Annotated in this window: 22 protein-coding genes; 18 read left to right on the top strand and 4 right to left on the bottom strand. The window is 49.3% G+C overall.

Going from position 1 to position 22,852, the window contains the following annotated elements; translation table 11 throughout:
• Positions 1-261: hypothetical protein (locus tag H6507_12215; GenBank protein MCB9369867.1), on the bottom strand; the 261-nt coding region annotated here is incomplete at its 3' end.
• Positions 262-956: 695 nt separating this feature from the next.
• Here H6507_12215 and H6507_12210 point away from each other — a divergent pair.
• The 18 genes from H6507_12210 to H6507_12125 all read left to right on the top strand — a co-directional run bounded on the left by H6507_12210 (position 957) and on the right by H6507_12125 (position 17,911).
• Positions 957-3,107, top strand: coding sequence for an ATP-binding protein (locus tag H6507_12210; protein MCB9369866.1), 2,151 nt, complete (start codon positions 957-959; stop codon positions 3,105-3,107).
• A 4-nt stretch (positions 3,108-3,111) separates the two neighbouring features.
• Positions 3,112-4,209: a response regulator gene (locus H6507_12205; protein ID MCB9369865.1), complete on the top strand. Its 1,098-nt coding sequence runs from the start codon at positions 3,112-3,114 to the stop codon at positions 4,207-4,209.
• Positions 4,210-4,218: 9 nt separating this feature from the next.
• The gene (locus H6507_12200) at positions 4,219-5,265 is read left to right on the top strand and encodes a DNA cytosine methyltransferase (protein MCB9369864.1); all 1,047 of its coding nucleotides are present in this window, start codon (positions 4,219-4,221) and stop codon (positions 5,263-5,265) included.
• 35 nt (positions 5,266-5,300) lie between these two features.
• On the top strand, positions 5,301-5,669 hold the full coding sequence (locus H6507_12195) for a very short patch repair endonuclease (protein MCB9369863.1): 369 nt from the start codon (positions 5,301-5,303) through the stop codon (positions 5,667-5,669).
• Positions 5,670-5,684: 15 nt separating this feature from the next.
• Positions 5,685-5,900: a hypothetical protein gene (locus tag H6507_12190; GenBank protein MCB9369862.1), complete on the top strand. Its 216-nt coding sequence runs from the start codon at positions 5,685-5,687 to the stop codon at positions 5,898-5,900.
• Positions 5,901-6,036: 136 nt separating this feature from the next.
• Complete coding sequence (locus tag H6507_12185; GenBank protein ID MCB9369861.1) at positions 6,037-6,624, top strand: aspartyl/asparaginyl beta-hydroxylase domain-containing protein; 588 nt, start codon at positions 6,037-6,039, stop codon at positions 6,622-6,624.
• Positions 6,625-6,848: 224 nt separating this feature from the next.
• Positions 6,849-8,054, top strand: coding sequence for a hypothetical protein (locus tag H6507_12180; GenBank protein MCB9369860.1), 1,206 nt, complete (start codon positions 6,849-6,851; stop codon positions 8,052-8,054).
• A 200-nt stretch (positions 8,055-8,254) separates the two neighbouring features.
• Positions 8,255-9,184: an ABC transporter substrate-binding protein gene (locus H6507_12175; GenBank protein MCB9369859.1), complete on the top strand. Its 930-nt coding sequence runs from the start codon at positions 8,255-8,257 to the stop codon at positions 9,182-9,184.
• Between the two features lie 16 nt (positions 9,185-9,200).
• A complete protein-coding gene (locus tag H6507_12170) occupies positions 9,201-10,118 on the top strand; it encodes an ABC transporter permease (GenBank protein MCB9369858.1) in 918 nt (305 codons plus the stop codon).
• A complete protein-coding gene (locus tag H6507_12165; protein ID MCB9369857.1) occupies positions 10,115-10,903 on the top strand; it encodes an ATP-binding cassette domain-containing protein in 789 nt (262 codons plus the stop codon). The genes H6507_12170 and H6507_12165 overlap by 4 nt, the downstream gene beginning before the upstream one ends.
• A gap of 62 nt (positions 10,904-10,965) precedes the next feature.
• Positions 10,966-11,151: a hypothetical protein gene (locus H6507_12160; GenBank protein ID MCB9369856.1), complete on the top strand. Its 186-nt coding sequence runs from the start codon at positions 10,966-10,968 to the stop codon at positions 11,149-11,151.
• Between the two features lie 11 nt (positions 11,152-11,162).
• Complete coding sequence (locus H6507_12155) at positions 11,163-12,434, top strand: radical SAM protein (GenBank protein ID MCB9369855.1); 1,272 nt, start codon at positions 11,163-11,165, stop codon at positions 12,432-12,434.
• Between the two features lie 415 nt (positions 12,435-12,849).
• Positions 12,850-13,617: a class I SAM-dependent methyltransferase gene (locus H6507_12150; GenBank protein MCB9369854.1), complete on the top strand. Its 768-nt coding sequence runs from the start codon at positions 12,850-12,852 to the stop codon at positions 13,615-13,617.
• Between the two features lie 574 nt (positions 13,618-14,191).
• Positions 14,192-14,653, top strand: a complete 462-nt coding sequence (locus H6507_12145) for a hypothetical protein (protein ID MCB9369853.1) — start codon at positions 14,192-14,194, stop codon at positions 14,651-14,653.
• Between the two features lie 116 nt (positions 14,654-14,769).
• Positions 14,770-15,396 carry a hypothetical protein gene (locus tag H6507_12140; protein MCB9369852.1) on the top strand — a complete coding sequence of 209 codons (627 nt, stop codon included), beginning with the start codon at positions 14,770-14,772 and terminating at the stop codon, positions 15,394-15,396.
• A gap of 90 nt (positions 15,397-15,486) precedes the next feature.
• Positions 15,487-16,065: a helix-turn-helix domain-containing protein gene (locus H6507_12135; protein ID MCB9369851.1), complete on the top strand. Its 579-nt coding sequence runs from the start codon at positions 15,487-15,489 to the stop codon at positions 16,063-16,065.
• Positions 16,066-16,491: 426 nt separating this feature from the next.
• Positions 16,492-17,202, top strand: coding sequence for a peroxiredoxin (locus H6507_12130; protein ID MCB9369850.1), 711 nt, complete (start codon positions 16,492-16,494; stop codon positions 17,200-17,202).
• Between the two features lie 139 nt (positions 17,203-17,341).
• On the top strand, positions 17,342-17,911 hold the full coding sequence (locus H6507_12125) for a hypothetical protein (GenBank protein MCB9369849.1): 570 nt from the start codon (positions 17,342-17,344) through the stop codon (positions 17,909-17,911).
• A gap of 64 nt (positions 17,912-17,975) precedes the next feature.
• Here the strand turns inward: H6507_12125 and H6507_12120 are convergent, their stop codons facing one another.
• Genes H6507_12120 through H6507_12110 form a run of 3 tightly spaced genes read right to left on the bottom strand, consistent with a single transcriptional unit; the run spans position 17,976 to position 22,849 of the window.
• Positions 17,976-19,199, bottom strand: coding sequence for a cytochrome c3 family protein (locus H6507_12120; protein ID MCB9369848.1), 1,224 nt, complete (start codon positions 19,197-19,199; stop codon positions 17,976-17,978).
• Positions 19,196-21,166 (bottom strand): cytochrome c3 family protein, encoded by a 1,971-nt coding sequence (locus H6507_12115; protein MCB9369847.1) that lies wholly within the window; start codon positions 21,164-21,166, stop codon positions 19,196-19,198. The genes H6507_12120 and H6507_12115 overlap by 4 nt, the downstream gene beginning before the upstream one ends.
• A gap of 54 nt (positions 21,167-21,220) precedes the next feature.
• The gene (locus H6507_12110) at positions 21,221-22,849 is read right to left on the bottom strand and encodes a peptidyl-prolyl cis-trans isomerase (protein MCB9369846.1); all 1,629 of its coding nucleotides are present in this window, start codon (positions 22,847-22,849) and stop codon (positions 21,221-21,223) included.
• Between the last annotated feature and the right edge of the window lie 3 nt (positions 22,850-22,852).

Here is a 22,852-nt window from a genome sequence, read left to right as displayed (position 1 = left end):
GTCGATGTAATCGCGTGCTTCGTCTGCGTCGACTTCCTTCATCTGCATGACGCCTTTGACCAGCAGATCCTGGTAAATTTCCGTCAGCGTTTCGTGGTCGGGGTAGTCTTTGAACTGAACCACGGCCCCGAGCAAGCAGTTTTCGTCATCGTACCAGAAGCCGTCTTCGTCCTTCTCGACGTGGTAGGCAAAGTGTTTTTCGATCTGTGCGTCTTTGACGATCCGGTATTCGGGTGCGAACGTTTTTTCGCGGTCTGGCATGTCTTGTCTCCTGTTGGCAAATAAGAGGGGTAGCTGCTATGTCCTCTTATGCCAGAAACCAACGGGCAAGTCTCGTTTATTGAAAAGCAACGCGTCTCGATTATTGGACGATTTCGGGCGATCCGAATCCCGTGGTACCGGAGGCAATGATAGTCGTTCCAACGAGTAGCCAAATTGAAGAATATTAAGTCTTTTATTAACAGCATATTCCTCAAAAAAGCAACCGGACTGAAGAAGAGGTTTGATCTGAACCTGTAAGATCATTAAATTATAGGGTTTGGTGAAGAAAGCTCAAGGCGTCTATTAACCGGTTTTTTCTTGGTGCTTTGATTGGTTGAAAGAGCTTTAATTTCTTTGTATCTTTCAACTTACGCCATTGTTCCAGTTTAATCTACTCGGGCATAGCGGGAGATTTAAGAACGAAAAAATTGACCAGGTCCGTTGTCAAGCAGGAATGAACTTCATTCCCAACACGAAATGAATGGCACAAAAGTTTGCAATGCAAAAATCTTGTTGCACACTTCGTATCCAACGCAATAATTGAATTGCCTTGGGCTGCGCATCACGACGACGAATGCAAATTCAGGAGTACATCGACTAGTGTGAACTTTGCATAAGAATTGAACTGGCACCGACAATGATTTTTGTTGTCGGAAGTCAATAAGAGTCCAATAGAAAAAATCACTGGAGTCTCTGTGACTGCAACGAAGTTGAAACGTCCTGTCCGTGAAACGGTATCATTCTCCATGCACCCGCGGGTGTTCGCGGCATTGGGGGCTGACTTGGTAACGAGTGACACTGTCGCACTAATCGAGTTGATCAAGAACTCTTATGATGCAATGGCTACTAACGTGTGGTTAAGATTTGAATTCAACGAGAGGTACGGAGATCATATTGAGATCGTAGATGACGGCGACGGTATGACAGATACAATTATTCGACAAGCATGGTGTGTGGTTGCAACGCCATTTCGCAAAGAAAATCCAGTGTCTAGTAGCGGCAAGCGTAGTAGGCGTTCGTCTGGTGCTAAGGGCCTTGGGCGATTGTCAGCCGCACGACTGGGAAGTAAACTTGAAATAACAACACAGGCTAGGAACAGCGACTGCTTTAGGCTTTCTGTTGACTGGGATGAAATCGCGGCTGCCCACGATGTCAGAAAATGCGGCGTAACTCTCGAACAACTAGATGACTCTCCTTTTCATTCGCATGGCACAATCATTCGCATAAGTGATTTGTCGTCGGAATGGACAGAAGATGAATTCGACGAACTTGAAGAGAATCTCTCTAGGCTTTTGTCTCCATTTACAAGAATTGAGGACTTCAAGATTTTTCTGCAAAGGCCGGACAGTGAGGATGGGGAGGCTGTTCAGATCATGTTTCCCGATTTCCTTAATAGTCCAGTTTACCAGATAAAAGGGACTGTTGATGACCAAGGAACAATAAAAGCCCAATACAAGTATGCCCCTGTAAAAGGAGAGGGAGCACGTACCAAGGCTCTGAAACTCATCTGGGACCAAATATATTCTGAACTCACGAGGAAAGAACAGCGCATAATGGATCCTGGCGGACCAGAATGCGGTGCATTCCAATTCGAAATTCGAGCATGGGACACGACAGGAGAAGGCTTGTCGATTCTTGCTGAACACTTGGAATTAGATAAGAACATAATAAAGAAAGATATTAGTGCATTCAGAGGGATATCTCTGTATCGTGACGGCGTACTTGTTCTACCGAAATCTGACAATTCCCGTGACTGGCTTGGAATCGATTTGAGACGTGTGAGCCGCGTTGGCAGCCGCCTAAGTACTACCCAAATTGTAGGTTATGCGGCAATTTCCCAGGACGAGAATCCTGACATAACAGACACCTCTGATCGAGAACGACTAGCATCAAACACTTCGACACGCGAGTTTCAGATGTTGATCATAAGAGTGCTTCGACTGATGGAAGCAGAGCGAGATTTCGACCGTGACAAGTCACCTAACTTCAAGCCAGTAAAAGATCTATTTGCGGCGATTAGCGCAAGTGAAGCAATTGAAACTGTGAAAGTACTGGTGAACGAAGGCGCGGAAGCCGTAGCTGTCGTTCCGGTCATCGAGGAACTTGGTAGAAGTCTGGTTGCAGCCCGACGAGAAATTGAAAACCGTTTCTACTATTATAGCCGCATGGCAGCCGTTGGAACCATTTCGTCTATGCTTGTGCACGAGATTCGTAATCGAACGACAGCAATTGGAGCATGCCTTAAGTTGGTTGATGAATCCTTTGACATTGAAGAAGACAAGCGTTTGGAAAGAGCGTACGAACTTGCGACCAACTCTGTCACAAGGTTAGAACGACTGTCAGACACCTTTGCTCCACTTGCGAGTCGCGGATACAAACGTGGGCGGAGATCATCAATAGTTGAAGAGCGAATCCGCCTATGCGTGGAGTTGGCAGAGAACGAAATTCGGAAGTTGGGTGTCACGGTTCGAATTCCCAGTTCCACGACACACGTTCAAATCAATCCTTCTGAACTCGACACTGTCTTCATAAATCTCATTTCAAACACGCTATTTTGGATCAAACAAACTCCGAAGGAGGATCGGTTGTTAGAGTTCACTGTTCGCCACGACGAGAAGCACGACCGTATTGTGGTTTTTGCGCACGACAGTGGTACAGGCGTGGACGAAGAAGATGCCGAGCGTATTTTCTTGCCTGGCGTCACGAAACGAGGGGATGAGGGCATAGGAATGGGACTAACGGTGGCTGCGGAATTGATATCAGATCACGGGGGTAGGATGTATTGTAAATACCCGCCGCGACATGGCGGTGCAAGCTTTGGGTTTGACTTACCTGCAAAGAGGTAGTATTATGAACGAGACTTATCGTGTTTTGTTCGTAGATGACGACGAACAAGCCGTCGCTAGCGCTATGGAGAAGTTGGCCGAAGCAGGAAATTACGATCCACGACGTTGTGATTTTGGAGATTTTGAAAGACTTGCACGAGACTTCGACCCTGATCTGGTCGTACTAGACATCATGCATGGCTCGCCTGTTGACGAGAATGCAACAGGTATTGAAATTCAACAAACGATTTGGAATACACATTTCCGACCGGTAATCTTCTACACCGCTTTTGCAGACCATACGGATGGAGTACAAGTACATCCATTTCATGTAACCGTGCAAAAAGGAAGTGGAAGTGAAGACAACGTTCTTCAAACGGCGAATCGGTTCCTCGATTCGATTAAGGCTGTAAGGGCAGCGGAGCAAGCATTGAAGCGGGAGTTCCCTTTCGTTTTTCGAGACACAAGTCTTCTCGCAGACCTTGCCTTTCCAGATCCCGGAGACTTCGACGCCCGAAAAAATTTGCTTGTACGGTCTGCAAGGCGGAGAATTGCGGCGCTAATGGATGACCTCTCGCGCCACGAGGAAAAGCTTGAAGCATGGGAGCAATACATTTGTCCACCTATTGGAAAAGACCTTGTTTTAGGTGATGTGCTACGGTCGAAGGATGGACACCACCATGATCCGAGGTCTTTTAGGATAGTGCTAACACCAAGCTGCGATCTTGTGGTTACGCCAACTAGGTCCGCCAAGGTTGAATCAGTGTTATTAGCCCGTTGTGCGGCTTTTATGCAGGGATTAGCACCAGCAAATCTTCACAATACTCCGAAAAACAAGATAGTTAATAGATTTCCTTCGTCGCTTCTAAACTCAGGCTACTGCGATTGCATTGTTGCATTGCCTGAATTGCCAAATCATATTCCTCATATGGTCGCGGATATGAAGAAACTTGAACTTCTTACTTTCGATGAAATTCATGACCAGTACGTTCGAGTGGCATCAATTGATAGTCCTTTTCGTGAGATGATTAACTGGGCTTATATTCAAACAGCAGGGCGACCAGGTCTTCCCGACCGGGACTGCACCAAATGGGCGCAGAGTATACATGATTCACTTCCTTAGAATCGAACTATGAAGCTAAAAGCAATAGACTTCTTCTGCGGAGCTGGTGGCTTAACCCACGGCTTGGTTAGATCTGGAATTGAAGTAATCGCTGGCATAGATGTTGACAATGCGTGTGCAGAGTCATTCATCCGTAATAACATTGGTGTGAGTTTCATTTCGCGCGATATTCGCGACTTGGACGTGTCACAAATACGCAAGTTTGCAAGGACCAAGGACTTCAGTGAATATCTGTTTGCAGGCTGTGCTCCATGCCAGCCATTCAGCAAGCAGCGCCGCCTGACTTCACGTCACAAAGATGCAACTATTCTCGCCGAGTTCGGCCGAATAGTATGCGCCGCAAAGCCGGGGTTTGTATTGATCGAAAACGTACCTGGCATTGAAAAGGTCAGTGGGAATAGTACATTTAGACGATTTATCAAGTCGCTGGAGAGCGTCGGATACAAAGTGGAAAAGGATGTTCTTGATGCGAAGTACTTTGGAGTTCCACAATCTCGCAAGCGACTTGTCTTAATAGCTTCGCGATTCGGCAAGCCCAGTCTTCCTGAACCACGATTCGGATTCGATGGACTCGAACCAGTACGCACGGTTAAGCAAGCGATTTCTCACTTTCCGCCTATACGTGCAGGCAGTGAAAGCAAATCTATTCCAAATCATCGAGCAGCAGGGCTGTCGCCGCTTAATCTTGAACGGATGCAGCACACCCCTAAGAACGGCGGCGACAGACGAGACTGGCCACGCAGACTGAAACTTCAATGTCATCAAGACGCAAAAGTAGGATTCTATGATGTGTACGGTCGCCTCCATTGGAATCAGCCTGCGCCAACGTTAACTGGTAAGTGTTGCACTATTTCGACGGGGCGATACGGACACCCAACACAGAATCGTGCCATTACGCATCGAGAAGCGGCGGCATTGCAATCTTTTCCCGATGAATACGAGTTTGTTGGAACATTTGCACATGTTTCACAGCAAATTGGCAATGCAGTACCTGTATTGTTTGCCGAGCACTTGGGCAAGGAGATATTGAACATTTCGAAACGTCATAGAGGATGAGTGATCCGCTAAATAAGGAACAACGGAGCTACTGCATGTCCCGTGTCCGATCTCGAGATACAGATATCGAGAGAGTTGTTCAATATCATCTTCGGCGTTTAGGCTATCGTTTCAAAACACATCCCAATACTGTTTTGGGACGACCAGACATTTATATGCCCGGAATACGCGTCGCTGTGTTCATCGATGGAGATTTCTGGCACGGTCACAGATTCAACACATGGGAAAGTGCGCTATCTCCGTTCTGGCAGGTCAAAATTAGAACAAACATTCAGCGTGATAAGCGAGTGCGAAAGTCACTCCGGTCACAAGGAATCAACGTAGTAAGAATTTGGCAGCATGATCTGGAACAAGATACTGAATCATGTATAGTTAATCTTGTGAACGTAATTGAATGCAGCTAAGAAAGACTCGGTAAAATGACGAACATGACAAATCACCCAGGAAATGATGATAGGGAAAAGCTCGCCAAAGCGCTAATCAGCGCTCTTACTCTTGAATGGTCAGACAATGGAAACATCATGGCAGATGCAGTTCGTGATATGTGCATTCAAGCGGTTGCCAATGCAACAGGAAAAAGCTTTAGTGAGGTATTGGTTCTTGTCGAAGAGATGTCCAATGAACTTCAGGGCTGACGATCTAAGCTGCGATTCCCGCAGAGAATCCATATTAACGAAGCATCTGAGTTTCAGAGAATCACCACTCCATTGAAGTAATGGTTTACAAAGATATCTTGAATGGCTCGTTGTTATTCATATATAACTGAAAATAATGCCTAAAATCTGCGAAGGTAACGAGCGACCTGATTTTCAACTTGGGCCCAAGTTTGACACCGCCATACTTGACGAAGAGCTTGCTGCAATCGAGAGGGCTTATCCCGTGCTTGAACTTGTTCCTTACCACGATAGCGAGTGGTGCGGAATAGCGCTTCATTCAGTGGATGGAAACGAACGAGACCTCTCAGGAGGGCGAGGTGCTGAAACCTCGTATTTTAGGTTTACACCGGCGGCCGAACTTACGCCTTATATGCGTTCTATCGCGGAAGGCCTTGGCGCACCACTTAGGGCAGTTCGATTACTCTTCCTCCCGCCGGGCGGCGTCATCCACCCCCACACCGATAACCTACCACTAAAGATCGGGCATCCTTGCCGACTCCATGTGCCAATCCGAACTAACGACCTCGTCCAATTCCAAATTGGTGAGTACCTGTGCAATTGGAAGCCAGGCGAGCTTTGGTATGCTGATTTTACGATTGTGCACACGGTCATCAATAGAAGCAAGGAGACTAGGGTTCATTTGGTGATTGATATTGTGCTCAACGAACAAGTAGAAAAAGTGATTTGCCTTCACGGTATGTAGAAAGAGCTGATTGCTGGTCGTCACGACTCCCAATTGAGCTACATAACTAAACGTTCTCTAGCCAAACATTTTTTTGATTGGCGGCACAATTCGAACAGATTAGCAGCAGTCATTCGCGATTACTTGATTTCCCATCTATGAATAGTCTGTTGAACGAGTGTGTTCCCCTCGTTCCCTTTTGTCATAATACAAACAAAAATCAACAAGTGGCTTCGGAGTACGATATGAGTATTGAGAGTCGATCTCCCATTGCACCGATCCGCGCAGTAGTTGTAATTTGCATAGCTCTGATCCCATGGGCACTGATCGCAATATGGTCACTGACTTCGGGGCTGAATGACCTTCAGCAAAAACTAGGGTTTCCAATTCCAATGGCAAAGTATTGGGGACTACTTTCCGCTCTTCTGGGGCTTGCCGCATCAATCACCCTTTTCGTTCTGTCAGCACGTCCCCTAAGAAAAGCTGTGCTAAATGAGTTACTCAACATGTTTGATATGATGCATCAACCGCTGAGTATGGGACTGATTATTGGTTTCGGCGCAACGCTAATCTATTACGGCGTCGATGTATCGACAAATGGAAGCACTCACAACTTCGTCGCATGCTTCATTGAACCTCTTGGTGTCTTTGCCACCACATCTGGACTGTTTGTTGCCGTACATTCATTGTACAAACAGTACTATCCGATCACAACAATGGATCAGTTTCTAAAACAGCTGACTTCTGATCTTTCAGGTTACGCAAAACGAGAACCGACAAGATTTATCTTTTACTACCCTGGTCCCGCTTTGGGGTCACTATCTGGAAATCACGAATTGTATGAGAGTTTCAAGACAGCGTTTAAGCACTTGTTGCAAGAAAAGCTGAAACAACGCGATCAACACTGGATGTTCTGCTGGGATGGATATACAATTGCCGCAACTTACTTGGAGTGGTTTGAGTCAAAACCAAATATCGAAGCCGAAAATTCCAAGAAGCTGCGCGAAATCTTTCCACAAGGGGGAAAGGCCATTTTGAAAGATATACAAGGTGTAGATATAGCTGCGCTTAAAGAAGCAGTTGAACAGTCCTCACGTAACGGCAATGATAACGCGCAGCAAACCGATCTAGTCGACAGAGTTGCGAATGCGCTATACGATACAATTGACCTGATGCGTTTAATGAGGCGCCATATGAAGCCTGGGCACTTTCTCCAAATCAACCGTAACGCAAAGCGCGAAGTAATCGTTCTAGACGACATAGTATACTTGATTGAGTCTTTTGGAATGCCAACGGGTCACGAGAAAGCAAATGAAGGGAAAGGCGAGATTCCGCACGTCGACATTATTGCAACGCGAATTGAGAGCTCGTTGCTAGCTAATCAGCTTGTGGCTGAACTTATCCAAGAAAAGGACAAACAAGGATTGAAATATCATCCAGAAGCTCTGTGATCCGACACATTTATGGATTTCATACTGTCGACTAAATATTCGAAATCGCTCATCAAGGCACGAGTCCACAAAGGAGGACGAAAGTGAACCATTCGAGTCTCATATCACCCGGTCGAATTTGTCGCTCAATTAGTATTGCGGTTATTCTGTTTCTTTCGGTTGCAGCTTTTAGCGTATGGAGTTGCAAGAGCTCACCTTCAATGAAGAAATTGGAGTTTCAAGTCGCTGTCTTCCAAATCATCGAAATCGAACCAGTCGCAGACTTGCGAAAGGGTTTTTCCGAGACTTTGATGGCATCCGACCTTGGAAAAGCTGGGAAGATTAAGATTCTTCCCTACAAGGATGCACAGAATGACGTGACGTTGACGAACCAGATTGCGGATCAAATTGTGTCGGACAAGCCGGATTTGATCTACGTTTTGGGCACGCCAGTTGCTCAGGCAATCGCGGAACGAACCAAGACGATTCCAATTGTGCAGGGTGGTGTGACGGATCCTGTTGCAGCAAAGCTCGCAGCGTCATGGGACGGTTCTGGTCGAAACTATGCGGCATCAACAGACCTTCCTCCCGTCCAAGCAATCTTCGAGATTGCAAGCAAAGCACTGCCCAACGCCAAGAGAATCGGAGTTGTGTTCGGTTCGGGTGAAAGCAACTCACAGGCGGTGATGGCTCGGGTACGAATTGTCGCCAAGAATCTTGGAATGGAGCTTGTAGAACGCACTGTTACGAACACCTCCGAGGTTTCCAGCGCAACCGTTGCTCTTGTCGGCAACGTGGATGCGATATTCGTTCCCACAGACAATACTGTGCATCAGGCCCTTCCCTCTTTGCTTCAGGTAGCGAAGGACAACAAGCTACCCGTGTTTGATTGTACAAGGTCGTCTGTAGAAGCGGGTGCCCTTTTCGCCTTGGGTGGGAGCTACGAAGAAATGGGCAGAACAGCAGGAAAGATTGCCTCTGAAATTCTTAGTGGGACAAATCCCGGCACAATTCCAATCGCATTTGTCCAAGATCCGGAGCTTTATTGGAACGAAGGGGTGGCTGAAGAATTGGGTGTTTCACCAGTGGGCGATGTTAAGAGTAGCATCGACGTGTGGATACGCAACGGACAGCAAGTCTCCGCGCCTTAAGCTACGAGGCATCTAAGTGGAAGCAGTATTATATAAGACGTTTTCGGCCCTATCGCTCGGAATGGCATTCTCGCTTTATGCGGTAGGAATTGCCATCGCCTTCCGATGGATCAAGTTCCCAGATCTCACTGGAGATGGTTCGTTCGCGCTCGGAGGCGTTGTTACCGCCAGACTAATTGCAGAAGGCTGGAACGTCTGGGCAGCTATGCCCGTATCAATTGTCATGGGGATACTTGCCGGTGCCTGCACAGCCAGTATGCATAGATACTTGCGTGTTCCGAAGATCCTAGCAGGAGTCCTTACCTTGATGGGGCTTTATTCAATAAACCTTAGGATATTAGGCCAGCCAAATCTTCCCATATCTCGCGAGCACGGAGTATTTTCCATTTGGCCGGAGGCAAGCGGTGCGTGGTGGGCATTGGGCATTCTCGCGGTTACTGCTGTTATTGTAGTTCTGGTGATTGGTCTTACATGGTTAGCGTTAGAATCGCGCGAAGGTCTGCTTACAAGAGTAGCCGGAGCAAATCCAAGACTGGCTTCTTCTGTTGGCGTTTCACCTCGAAGAATCGTCTGGGGATTGGCAGGGGCTAATGGGCTTATTGCGCTGGCTGGTACTTTGATTGCACAACGTTCCTACAGTGCCGACATCCAAATGGGAACTGGTCAGATTATTGTGGCCGTCGCGGCACTTTTTATCGGAATGACGTTCTTTCGTCGGCCAACGGCCTTGCACCTTGCACTTGCCGGGATATTCGGATCTTGTCTTTACATGGTTCTGATCCAGATAGCACTGGAGTTTGGGCTTCAACCCCAAGATTTTAGACTTGTAAGCACCCTAATTGTATTAGGTTGCATTGTTGTCGTTGCAGCCAGAGGTGGACGCGACGCGCTCCGCAGAGGGGCAGACGCCTTTGGAGTAGACTTGGCACCATGATTGCCATTAAGAACTTACGAAAACAATTTCAGGGCAGAGGCGCGAGACCGGGCTTTCTCTTGGATGTTCAGCGCTTCGAAATTGCACCTGGAGAAATTGTCTACTTCATCGGACCGAACGGATCCGGCAAGAGCACTTTGCTTGGATTGATTTCTGGCGATATTAGCGCAGACGGTGGGGAAGTCATCGTTCTTGATTTACCTAGGATGGCATCAGATATTGACCTTTTGAAGCTGCCACCATATCGCCGTTCTAAATTTCTTGGGATTGCGCCACAAGAATCAGAGTTTGCTTTGGTCGAAGAATTGAGTGTGCTTGAAAATATCGTGATAGCTATGAACAAGAGTAGGACTCTTCCTTTCCTATTTCCTACCGTGCGACTCAGAAGTAGATCGATGTCTCTAGCCTCAGAGTTGGGGTTGGATTTGGAGTTCCGGATGAACGAATCAGTTGGTAATTTGTCAGGCGGAGAAAGGCAAAGTCTTGTTGCACTTCTTGCCACCGTGGGGGATCCTTCTCTTCTCTTGTTCGACGAGTTTACAGCTTCATTGGATCCTCAAATGGCAACGGATGTTCTCACTCGCACTAGTAATCTAATTCGCTCCAAGCGTCTGTCGGCATTTATGGTAACGCATCGGCATTCAGAAGCCATATCATATGCGGATAGAGTGGTTGTGTTGAATCGCGGAAAGGTACACACTATAATAACACGGGGGTCCGCCGAGTTCGCTATTGATTACCTAAGTAGCTTGTTCAAGGAGCTTTACTATCAAAAACTGGATTGACCTACTATCACTAAGCACAAGACAGAGAGAAGTCCTGACCGCACTGCTCTCGGAAATGTAACATGAAGAAAACCGACGAAAATACCACACCAAAAAAACCAAGCGGAGAGAGCCAAGTCAAGCAAACTGACTCGTCTCAATCTGATCAGTCTTCAGAACAAGCAAACAAGTTCGCTGACCTGCGAATTACACCGTTGAAGATCGACATGGGACGCTACCGCAAGTTTCCAACCGATGGCATCTTCTGATTTGGGTCACCATGCCGTTCAATTTAGTAATTGGCTCGCGCTGCAATAAGGCATGCGACTACTGCTTCACTCGTGGCCTTGAAAGGGGAGCATCCAACTGGATGCCACTTCCAGTCGTTGATAGATTGTGCGGCATGCTTGCTGATGCCGGAGTCAACTATGCTGGAGTTACTGGAGGCGAGCCGACACTCCACCCCCAATTCGGACGGATCGCTGAAGCAATTCTGTCTTATGGCCTAGACATACACCTTAAGTCTAACGGTATTTGGCCCGATAGCATTGAGCGACTAGTTTCCGAAATAGATCCACAGCGAATCTCCTTCCTTTTAGGTGTTTTGCCCCGAGAAGATTATCGCGCGAAAGAATGGGAAAAGCTCCGAAGTATACTTCGTAGAATTCCCTCCGCTAAATGCACTTTGGGCATAACCATTCTCTCCCCTATGTTTTGTTTCGATCATATCGTCGATCTGGCCAGTGAATTCGGGATAGGCCAGGTTCGTTGGGCGCTCGCTCATCCATCAACAAATGACCGCAATACACCTAACTCGTCTGTTTCAATTAGTGACTATGCCTTATATGCCGATAGGCTTGTGGACATGTCAGAAGCGCTTTTTGCTGTTGGTGCCCGAACAGTCGGCGACCACTCTTCTATTTTATGCATGTGGAACGTTGAACAAGAAAGACGGCTGGACCTTATTGGTTCCACCCAGATAACGACATGTGAGCCAACGGTTGACTTCCTTCCAGACGGCAAAGCAGCATACTGTTTGCCTCTTGCGGGCTTGTTTTCGCTTGACGCAAATTCATATGATAGTCTTGATATGGTCGTCGCATATTTCGACAAAATCTCGCGGGCATTGCGATCATGCAAATTGCCATTTAGTCAGTGCGAAACTTGTGAGTCATATCCTGGTATCTGCCACGGCGGGTGTTTTGCACATAAGTCTCTCGAGAATGCTACAGCTTACACAAACAGTTGGACGACTCAGTCGGACAGTAATCGAGTTCTTGAGTTGCGTCACGACTTGGAAGTTCGGCGACAAAACCAAGACAGATGTTATCTCACGATGGTGACTGAGAAAGGAAGAAAAGAGGCTGAATTTATTGCCACCGAGGATTACCATCGACTTTTGCAATATTTTGACGGTAATACGACAATTGGAGAAATTCAATCGCGGATCATGGCTGATTGCAGACTCAGTAAGGAAGAAACTACTAAGATTCTGGACAAGTTTCTGCTCATAAGTTGGTCGTATGAAACGTTAGCGGAATACCAAAACTAAGATATACAGTCTATAGCTAGCTCAAAAAGTGCATTTCAGAGTTCATCCATCTGTTTCAATTTCAGATGACTTCAACTATTGCGTCGCATTTAACGCCGCTACTGGTGTAAGGGCAGCTTTCTCGCTTGAGGAGAGAGAAGTACTTGTCGATCTGTTCGCAAGAAAGATTCTACAGACTGGAAGCCCTTCGCTCTCTGACGCCTTCATTATTGACTCAAATTTCGCAATAGACCTTTTTCGACTTACATTCTTAGTCCCCGAAGTTGACTGGCAAGATCTTCCATGTCCGTGTTGTGGCACCAACGGACATTGTATTAGAATGGAGCGATATGACCCTCGTTTCGCTAGAGTGTTTTGCTTTGTTAAATGTTCAAAATGTGAAGCTGTTTACTTGCGACCGTCGCCCGACAAAAGCTTGATGAAGTTTCTTTATGGTGATGTTTGTCTCTACTCCAACCGACAGTTGGATAGTAAAAGACCGTACATAGAGTGGACGCACAAGAGAAGCCGGAGTCGACGGCTTGGAATAACATCGTCGTCCTTTGGCAAGGATCACATCGGCGTCTTCTTGGATGTTGGCTGTGGTACTTCAAGCTTCTTGAATAACTGTTATCAACTTGGCTGGGATGTTTGGGGTGTAGATATTGACCCATCTGCGATTGCACATCAGAGGGCAGAATGTCCCGAAGGCAAGTTCTTTGCCAGTGCTTTTCTTGATGCTCAGCTTCCAGAAGACCATTTCGACTTTGTTTCGTTCTGGAGCTACTTTGAGCACGAGCAAGAGCAGACTGCGAGCCTATCAAAGGCAAGAAAGTGTCTGAAACAAGGCGGACTGCTTGTAATCGAAGTTCCCGATGTCGGAGGTAGGCTCGTTGGCTTCTCAGGTAGATATTGGCCGTATTGGGACCCTCCTTTCCACGTGGTTCACCACGGGACACGTTCACTTCAAAGACTACTGGATAAATCAGGATTCAAAGTGGTCTCAACGCAGAAGCATGGAACGTCGCCACTCTATTTCAAGTATTCCCCACTTCTTCTATGTGCGTTCACTGCGCTCCAAAGGAGCTATAACAGCAAGGCAATGGATGTCCTTGTGTCGGGCATCTCGCGCGCGACGCTACCTCTTGAGGAGATTCTAGGTCTAGCTGGCAAGCTTGTTGTTGTTGCAGCAAAGTCTGACTAAGAATTCTGTGAGTACTTCTACGTGTCTTGTGCTTTTTCGTTCGTGTAGCTACCCACCTAACTGCTTCTGTGTACAAAAGCCAATATCCGAATAACCAAGCGAGGCATGTTCCTCTGACGCGGGTCACATCGTTGACTGCCACTTGACCCCGATTGTTTCCATTTGCTGAACCACGCTTGGTCCGACTCCCCGCAATTCCACTGTCCTGTTTTTGTCTCCTATCCACGTTTACTTCCGTTGGTTAGAAACAGTGCGATCTCGATTCCTCAATTGTACTTCAATGAAGTTTGCGATAAAACAGAGAAGGCAAAGCAGACCTTAATAGGATTCTTGCACCAATCGAATTAGTTCCGTATATTAGTCTGCGACCGTTTATTGCGCCAACTTTGGGGCAAAGTTGACAACGCGCTCAGCAAATATTCAAGAAACAACGCAACTGGGCTAACACCCGGCGGCACCTAGTCATGACCTGATGGCATTTCCTTCAATGGAAGCGCTTGCAGGTCTTTTTTTTTGCGCAAGGTATAGCCTTGGAGATACTTCATACAGCTTCACTACAGAAGGAAAAAATTCAATGAATGATGAGCAATTAAACAAGCCAATTCAAGTTTGCGACGGTAGTAGTTTCGCAAACTCGCCCAACACCGAAAACGTACTCAGCTTGCGTCTTGGTTCGATGAAGATTGTCGGAACAATTGTGGGAGTGCGTTATGAGGACGCTCTTGACAAAGACGGCAAACTGCTGCCGCGCGTTGCAATCGATGTCGAAACACATCCGGCAATGGTTATCAGTGTGAACGAGGCTTGGGTACGTGACCGCAATGGCAAACTTGCGGTTCACGGATTTTGGCTCAAACTTGACAGCGATGGGAAGATAAATTCAATGACGACGTTAGGCAAGTTTCTCCGATTTATCAAGGTCGAAGTTCTCGAAGATGTCATTGGGAAGCGGATTGATCTTCATCCGAAGCGGAACGGATATGTTGTTGCAATCGCAACAAAGGACTTCAATGCATCGGAACTTGGATGGACCTAATCGAGTTCTGAACTCGGATTACTGACAGATACTTGGCGCGCATGGTTCTATTTGGGCTGTGCGCGCCAGACAAAATAGAGAATCACAAAATAAATCTGTATTCGGAAAGGTAAGAGATGAATCCAATAACAACTAAACGATGGCTCCGCGCTTTAGAGCCGCTATCATCGATTGCAACGGAGTTCTTCGGTAGCGACATGGAGATTTGCCGTACAACTTGTCTACGCTATGAATGTCTGTATTTTGTTGGTAGCGATAACGCGGAATATGTGGATCGGCACGAATTCGAAAAACTGCTTTGGGCGAGCCTTGCGGACGCAACCGCCAAGTTACCGCTACCTACATTGAACTTTCGCCAAGATGGCGCGCGAGCGACCGAGCTTCAATCGACGATTCAAGACATGAAAGCACAACGCTTCTGGATTATGTCTGAAATTGGCGACCGCAGGAGCGCAAAGATTTCGGAACACGACAAACAAAAGGCGGAGATAATCCAAAAGCAGATTCACGACCTTGAGAATCAGCGAGATTCAATAGTGCGGGGAATAAGCGATTTTGAAGGAACGCTTGCGGAGTTGGTGCGGAAATATGACCTGGGGCCGGTTGTTGAAACTCCTGACTCCTCGATGCAATCAGAGAAGGATGCGCTTGCCCAAAAGACTGAGAAGCTAGTCAAAACGAGCAAAAAGAAGTCGACAACCACCACCAAGAAAAAGTCTTCCCGTGGCAAGGTGCCGTGGTAGAGGAGCACAACCGTGTTAGTCAGCCACCACATTGTATATTTGGACGTCGCTGGCGCCGCGAGGCGCCTCGACTTGTCCTTTGACCCACCAATGGAGCCGAAGTCAACGATTGGCAAGATTGATAGTATGTACGATATTGACTGGGCGACGACCAAATCGCGGATCCGCTGCTGTCGGGATGTCGCAAATGCGAATGGGGTAGTGCATGTAGTTGAAGACCTTGAAAGAGGCGATGTGGTTTCGATCATCCTTCGGCCAAATCACAGACTTCAAAATGTGGTCATTCAAAAGCAAGATCGCTTGCAAGTTTATGCGACGAAGTCAAGCTTTCACTACTGGATTACCGTGGGTTCCTCTGGGGCGTGGGAGCTTACGGGGCGAATAGTCAAAGATACGGATGGTATGTTCGCCAAGTTCAAAGCAAATTTGCATGACGTTCCTTTTCGGTCATACCTCGTTAGCATGGCGCTTGTGGGACATGCAAATACTGGCGATCCGCAGGTACCGAATGTGATGACCACCAAGGAAGCCGCGAGATACCTATGTGTTTCAACGAGCAAGGTGTATAAGCTAGCGGCATCAGGCGAGCTGAAGCGGACACGGCAGAAGAGATTCCGACGCACCGATCTTGATACGTATCTTGCTCGGCCCGCGAAACGCAGCCCGTAATGTGCCAGATTTGTGCCACGGAGGAGGTCAAACGGTGCAAAATTGTATCAAATCGTGACAAGCTTATGGCGCAAGGAAGTTTAGTCATGACCGGGAATTAGCGCAGAACTTCTGTATTATCTTTGGCATAAGAAAATAAGGTTTATAGAATCCCCCTCTCTCCGCAGATGACTTAGCCCTTGACATGAGAATGTCAGGGGCTTTGTCTTTCTCGGGGGCCCAGAAATCTTGCCTCTTCGATTTTTTTGGGTGATTGCTGAAGTTCTTGAGAGGGTTGTAATGATAAAGGCTTGCGCTTTCATGTTTCCAGAGTTTCTGCTTGAATCCCTTTCATAGTCTTCGTATGTTCTAAAAGGCGAGTAATGGAGCGCTTTTTCCAGAATTGCCTTACTCGCGTTTTTTTCTGTTATCGAAAGGACGAAAAACATGGCGGACAAAAAGGAAGGTTGCTTGTCTGCTGCCGCCGGGGTGCTGACCAAAGAGGCCAAGCCCGCGGCGGACCAACCAACCGCATCAGGAAAGGAACCTCGTATGACCGCGAGAGTAGGTTTGAAGGCTCCCGATTTCGAAGCCGGCGCTTTGATGGACGGAACTTTCAAAAATATCAAACTGTCGGAGTATTTGGGAAAGTGGGTTGTGCTCTGCTTCTACCCCGGCGACTTCACTTTTGTTTGACCGACGGAATTGGCTGCGGTCGCAGTCAAGTACAAAGACCTAAAAGCACTCGGCGTCGAAATTTTGGCGGTCAGCACCGACAGCCGTTTCACGCACAAGATTTGGCAAGAACAAGAGCTGTCGAAAATTGTTAGCGGCGGAGTGCCGTTCCCAATGCTCTCCGACGCAGGTGGAGCAATCGGTGAAGTTTACGGCGTGTATGACGCCGCCGCTGGAGTAGACATTCGCGGCAGGTTCATTATCGATCCTGAAGGCGTTATTCGCGGCGCCGAAATTCTCACACCCGAAGTGGGACGAAATGTTTCCGAACTTTTCCGGCAACTACAGGCCTTCCAACACGTCGTTAAGACTGGCGAGGTCACTCCGTCTGGTTGGCAACCCGGAAAACCGACGTTGAAGCCGGGATTTGAACTGGCAGGAAACGTCTGGAAAGAGTGGAAAGTAGACCACGCGTTCTCGTGATCGCCTGATTGCTAAATGATATTGGGCTCCCGGTATTTATGACCGGGAGTCTTGTTTTATGCGCGGAACTTCTTTGACGTGGCTTCGTAACATATAGTTAGACAGGGCAAATTTCTTGAGTATTCAGGGGACGCATGCTATGGGATGGAATCTGATCGAAATGAAACGCCAACTTGCCATGTTGGTCGCTGCAACCGTTCTGCTGCTAATGATCCCGCTCGTCGCGATGCAAGTCTCGAATGAAGTGAACTGGTCAGTATTGGACTTCATTGTGATGGGCGCTCTTTTGTTAAGTGCGGGTATCGCGTACGTCTTGGTTGCGGGACTGCGGAACGATGCTGCCTACAAAGCGGCTGTTGGGCTTGCGGTCTCGACCGCATTCGTTTTGGTCTGGATCAATTTGGCAGTAGGACTTATCGGTTCGGAAAACAATCCAGCGAACCTGCTTTACCTCGGTGTCATTGCAACCGGCTTGGTCGGCGCGGCGATAGCGAGACTCCGCCCGCGCGGCATGAAGTACGCGTTGATCGCAACTGCGATTGTTCAGGCAATCGTTCCATTTGTTGCCATGATTGTCTGGACTCCAGAATTTACGGCGGAGGAGTCGCCCGGAATCATCGGAGTCATCTTCCTGAATACAGGCATTGCCCTTTTGTTCGCGATCTCAGCATTACTGTTTCGACGAGCGGACTTTGCAAGCCAAAACTAAGTTTCATGGCGAATGAAAAAAGCCCGGACAAATTGTCCGGGCTTTTCTCTTTTAAATAGTTCGGTTATTTGTCGCGGTGACAGCGCACGCACAAATCGCGGTCGCCGGACGCGACCAACAACGGCTCGCCTTCCCACGAATGCAAATCATGGCAACTCGTGCAGCCGAGCGGGCCGCCCGTAATCGGGTCGGTAAATTTGTCACCAATCGGGTGCGCACTGCGGTGCTCATGCTGGTGACATTCGACGCAAAGCTCAAGTGGCGGCTTGGTCAAATAACCGGCGTTGGCGCTGCCGTGCGGATCGTGACATTTCGTGCAAGCGTATTTCGTGTGCGGATTGTTGCCGACCGTTTCAACTCCGTGCGACGGATCGTGGCATTTCACGCACAGATTCTTCTGACTGGAAAGCAATAGAGAATTTTGATCGGACGCGTGACCGTTGTGACACATCTCACATGAATTCTGGTCATCCGCGCCGTGAGGCATAAACTTCGCGAAGTGCTTAGCTTCGTCGTCGTGACATTCGCTGCATACCGTTTGAACGGCCGCTTTGAGCGGATAGCTTCCGTCCGGTTTTGCTTGTCCGTGGCACGCCGAACAGTCGTGATCTTCAAACGGCACGTGCTTGTTGCTCATCACCAAGGACGGCGAGTCGCTCGCGTGCGGATCATGACAGGCCGCGCAGTTCTTTCCGACCGGATCAAAACCGACGTGGCGTTCGCGCAATTTCTGTAGATTCCCGTGACACGTGATACACAAATCTGACGCGTCTTTCGTCAACAGATTCGGACGGTCGCTGCCGTGCACGTCGTGGCATTTATAACACTGGCCTACGCGCATCGGTGCGTGCGTCGTGTTCTTTCCCATCCAATCGCGAACTTCAGTGTGGCACGTGGCGCACAGGTCGCGGCTTGAAGCAACCAGCAAGTCGTTGTTCTCCGAAGCGTGAGGTCTGTGGCAGCGTGTGCATTCTCCGTCTTCAACGGGTTTGTGCTGGTTCGATCTGCGGCGCCAATCGTGTGCTTCGTCATGGCAGCTTGCGCAAAGTGTTCCTTCAGCGTCCACCAGCAAATTCTCGTGCCGTGCGGCGTGAGGATTGTGGCATGCGCTGCACTCGCCGTCTTCGACCGGGCCGTGTACGTCCTGTAGTTTCAACTCATCGGAAATATCGTCATGACATTCAAGACAGGCTTTGCGCTGATCTACTTTCGGCAACTGTTGCGAAAAGAGGCCGCGTACGTTCAGCAGCACTGCGACCACGCAAAGTAAGAACATGGTCCGTTTCATCGGTTGCCTCCTTCCGCTCCCGCCGTGTGGCAGGCTGAACAATCGTTATCTTCAAACGGTGCGTGCTGGACGTTCATCAACATATGCTCGACGTTCGAGCCGTGAGCGTCGTGACACATTCCGCAATTTAGATTGGTTCCGTTTTGATCCAAATGCGACGCCCGGAATTCCGGAGTATCCGTAACGTGGCAATCCAAACAAAGGGTCGGCATCGATTCCGTCAGAAGACCCTTGTTCTTGCTCGTGTGCGGATTGTGGCAGTTCAAACACTCTCCCGCATTCGCCGGAGGATGCGGGAACGTGGAGTTGCGCGCCGTTTCGATATCCGCATGGCACGTGATGCAAAGCTGTCCGGCGTTGGCAAGCAGCAGAGCGCGGTTGGCGCTTTGGTGCGGACTGTGGCAGGCCGTACATTGTCCGTCAGCAACCGGCTGGTGAACGGATTTTGCCAGCTTGATTTCGTCGGCTATTTCGCTGTGGCACTCGGTGCACGTCGACGCCGTTGAAGCATTTAGCAGTCCGTTGTGATTGCTAGCATGTGGAGCATGGCAATCAAAACAGGCTCCGTCTTCGAACGGAGGATGCACTGTGTTGCCGTCGGCGATCTTCATCGTAACCTCGTGGCATTTCTGACACAGCGAATTGTCCGTTGCCGAAAGCAAATGATCGTTGCTGCCGCCGTGTACGTCGTGACAGCCTCCGCAGTCTCCGCGGCGGAACGGTTGGTGCACGACGCGCTTGGCAAAGTCCGGCGTCAACTTGTCGTGACACTTCAGACACAAGTCGCCTTCCGGCTGGCTCAGAAGTTTGTCGGCATTCGTGCCGTGCGGATCGTGACAACTCCAGCACTTCCCGAGTTTCATCGCCGCGTGCGTCACCGGCTGGTTGAGCGCCTCAGCGATATTGTCGTGACATTGCAAACACTGATCGTTGCCTTTGGTTTTCAAAAGCGCGTCGTCCATGTTGCCGTGCCCGTCGTGGCAGGTCGTGCAAGCGTCTTTGGCTGCGGCGTGCCCGTGAGCGAGATTCGTCTTATCGAGTTCCGCCGAGTGGCATTCGCCGCAAACTTGCGCGTCGCCGGCTTTCAGCAGGCTCTTGCGCGGAGTGGCGTGCGGATTGTGGCATTCCGTGCAATTCTCGCTTTGCACGGGATCATGTGTTTTGTCACCATACTTTTCGATCGGATCGTGACAGCCCATGCAGACTTCGCGCTCGCTGCCGACCAACGAAAAGGGATTTGCGTCGCCGGGAGCGTTATGACAATCTGAGCAGGAGGGACCTTCCATCGCCGCATGCACCGTCGACGGAAGCAAAGCCTTTACTTCGGACGAGTGCGGCACGTGGCATTGCGCGCAGTCTTTGCCGCCGACCGGATAACCCGCGTGCTGTTTGGCGAACGTGGCGTCAGCCTTCGCGTGACAGCTCGCGCAAAGCTGCGCCGGTTCCTGCACGAGAAGATTTCCGTGGTCACTGCCGTGCATGTCATGGCATGCTGTGCAGCCGTCGGTCATCGGCTTATGTTTGTGCGTGCCTTCGAATTGCTTCGCGTCGTGGCATTCGATACACAATCCGGGAATCTCCGCCTTCAGCAATCCTTTCGCTTGTCCGCGATGCGGATCATGGCAATCGAGGCACTTGCCCGAGCGCGCCGGATCGTGTACGAATTCCGCGTTCAAATGCAGCGAATCCGCGCTGTGGCACGACGTACAAAGCGCAGTGCCCGTGTCTTTAAGTCGCAGCGCCCCAACCTTGCCGTGCGGCAAGTGACACGCAGCGCAATCCCCTTTTTCCGCCGGTTCGTGTGCAAATTTACCGCGGTAGTCTTTCGCGTCGTGGCACTCGAGGCAGTCTTTTTGTTTGCTGAAACGGGATCCGCGTTTCACTTGAGCCTGTGCACCGGAGTGAGTATCCAGCGCGAAAAGTCCCAAAGTTGCGAATACGATCAGTAGTACGATTCGATGTAGCATTATACTCTTGAGGAGAAACTGCTCCTCGTCCAAGTAACGTCTATGACTTCTTGATTATTTACCCTGCGGGCCCGAGACTTGGAGCAAATGCAAGGCGTCTTCGTTGATTTTTATGTCTGAGTCGACGCGCAACTCGCTGACGGTTGCGTCTATCGCCGCATATTGTTTCTGAGACTCCAACCGTGAACGAATTCCGGCCCGCACTTCGTCGAGCGTCATGCGTTCTCCCGGTTCGCGGTCCACAAGTTTGATCACCACGAAACCTTGGTCGCCGGACATCGGAGGAAGATAGCCGCCAATGGCCAAGGTGTCAAGCTGTGCGGCGATGTCGCGCGGGAATTGGCTGGTCTTTATCCAGTCACGCAGTCCGCCGCGATCCTTGAATTCATCCGTCGAAAATTGTTTTGCCATCCACGAAAAATCGGCTCCCGCAAGAAGTTTTTCATAATCCCCTTGTGCCTCGCCGAGTGTCTCCCGCGTCAAAATTCCCACACGGACGCGACCCGTTCCGTAGAAATCGTCCGGATGTGAATCATAATACTGCTTGATTTCTTCGTCCCTGATCTTGATCGTCGGTGCGATCACGGAACGAAGATACGTCACGAGCATCATGGAATCGCGAAACGCGCCGGCATCTTTGTCCAACCGCGGATCGTCAACGTACGATTTCTTCTTCGCGATCTCTTTGAGCATCATTACTTGATATTGCTCATCGACGACTTCCCAAACCGCTTCATGTTTTTCGCGGGTCGCTTGACCCACTGTGCGGTGGATGAATTTGTTCTTCAGATCCGTCGCCAAGAGCTCGCGGCTCTTGCCGACCCGCATTACGGGAACGGCCTTCGGGTCTTTGCCGGACAACGCGAGATAAGGAATCTCATCTACGGCCGCCGAATCCACCCACACCGGTATATCCGCGCCTTCGCGGGCAATCAACGCGCGACGGATTTGAGCGCCTTTGTCAATCAAAATCTGCCGACGCAAAATAGTCTTCACGCTGTCGTAGATCGCTTCGTCGGGGGGGAGAAATCCTTCCGCGCGAACGACCGTCCACGTGTCCCACAGGAACATCGGGCCGACCAATTCGCCTTGCGGTGTCGCCTCGAGCTTGCTCGCGAGGTCTTCGGGAATATCGTACAGAGCAGTGACTCCGGCGTCGCCGCCCAAGTCCTTGAAACGGTCAATCGCATACCGTCTCGACAGCGACGCCATTGAAACGCCTTCGTGAATGCTGTCGGCGATCGCACACGACAAAGACGAGTCCAACACGCAAATCATGCGGAGCATCGCGCGGCGGTAGTATTTTTCAAATGCGGCGAGAAGCTCTTCGTCGGAAACGGTAATGTCCTTTGGGGCGATGTCGTCGAGCAGCATTTGGTAGGCCGACGTCTCGCGAAACCAATGGACTGCGTCCACGACGTCTTTTTCTTCGTTGATGCCGAGGTCGTACGCGTCCTGAATCAACAGACGGTCGTTGATCATTCTCTGCAGGAGCCGGTCCACGCTGAAATCCGAGCGATGCACTTGCTCGCTTTGAGTCGAGTGGATGTGCGCCAGTTCATTGGCCATCATGTCCGTCGTAATCTCGTCGCCGTTTACCGTGGCGATCACGACGGATTCACTTGCGAATGCCGTCGTCAGAGTGACAAACAGCGAAAGAACCAGCGAAAATATCTTCGTCATACG

The organism is Calditrichota bacterium (genome assembly GCA_020637445.1).
Taxonomy (GTDB): domain Bacteria; phylum Electryoneota; class RPQS01; order RPQS01; family RPQS01; genus JABWCQ01.
The sequence above is the reverse complement of the archived record's forward strand: the minus strand, read 5'-3'. Positions and strand labels throughout refer to the sequence as shown.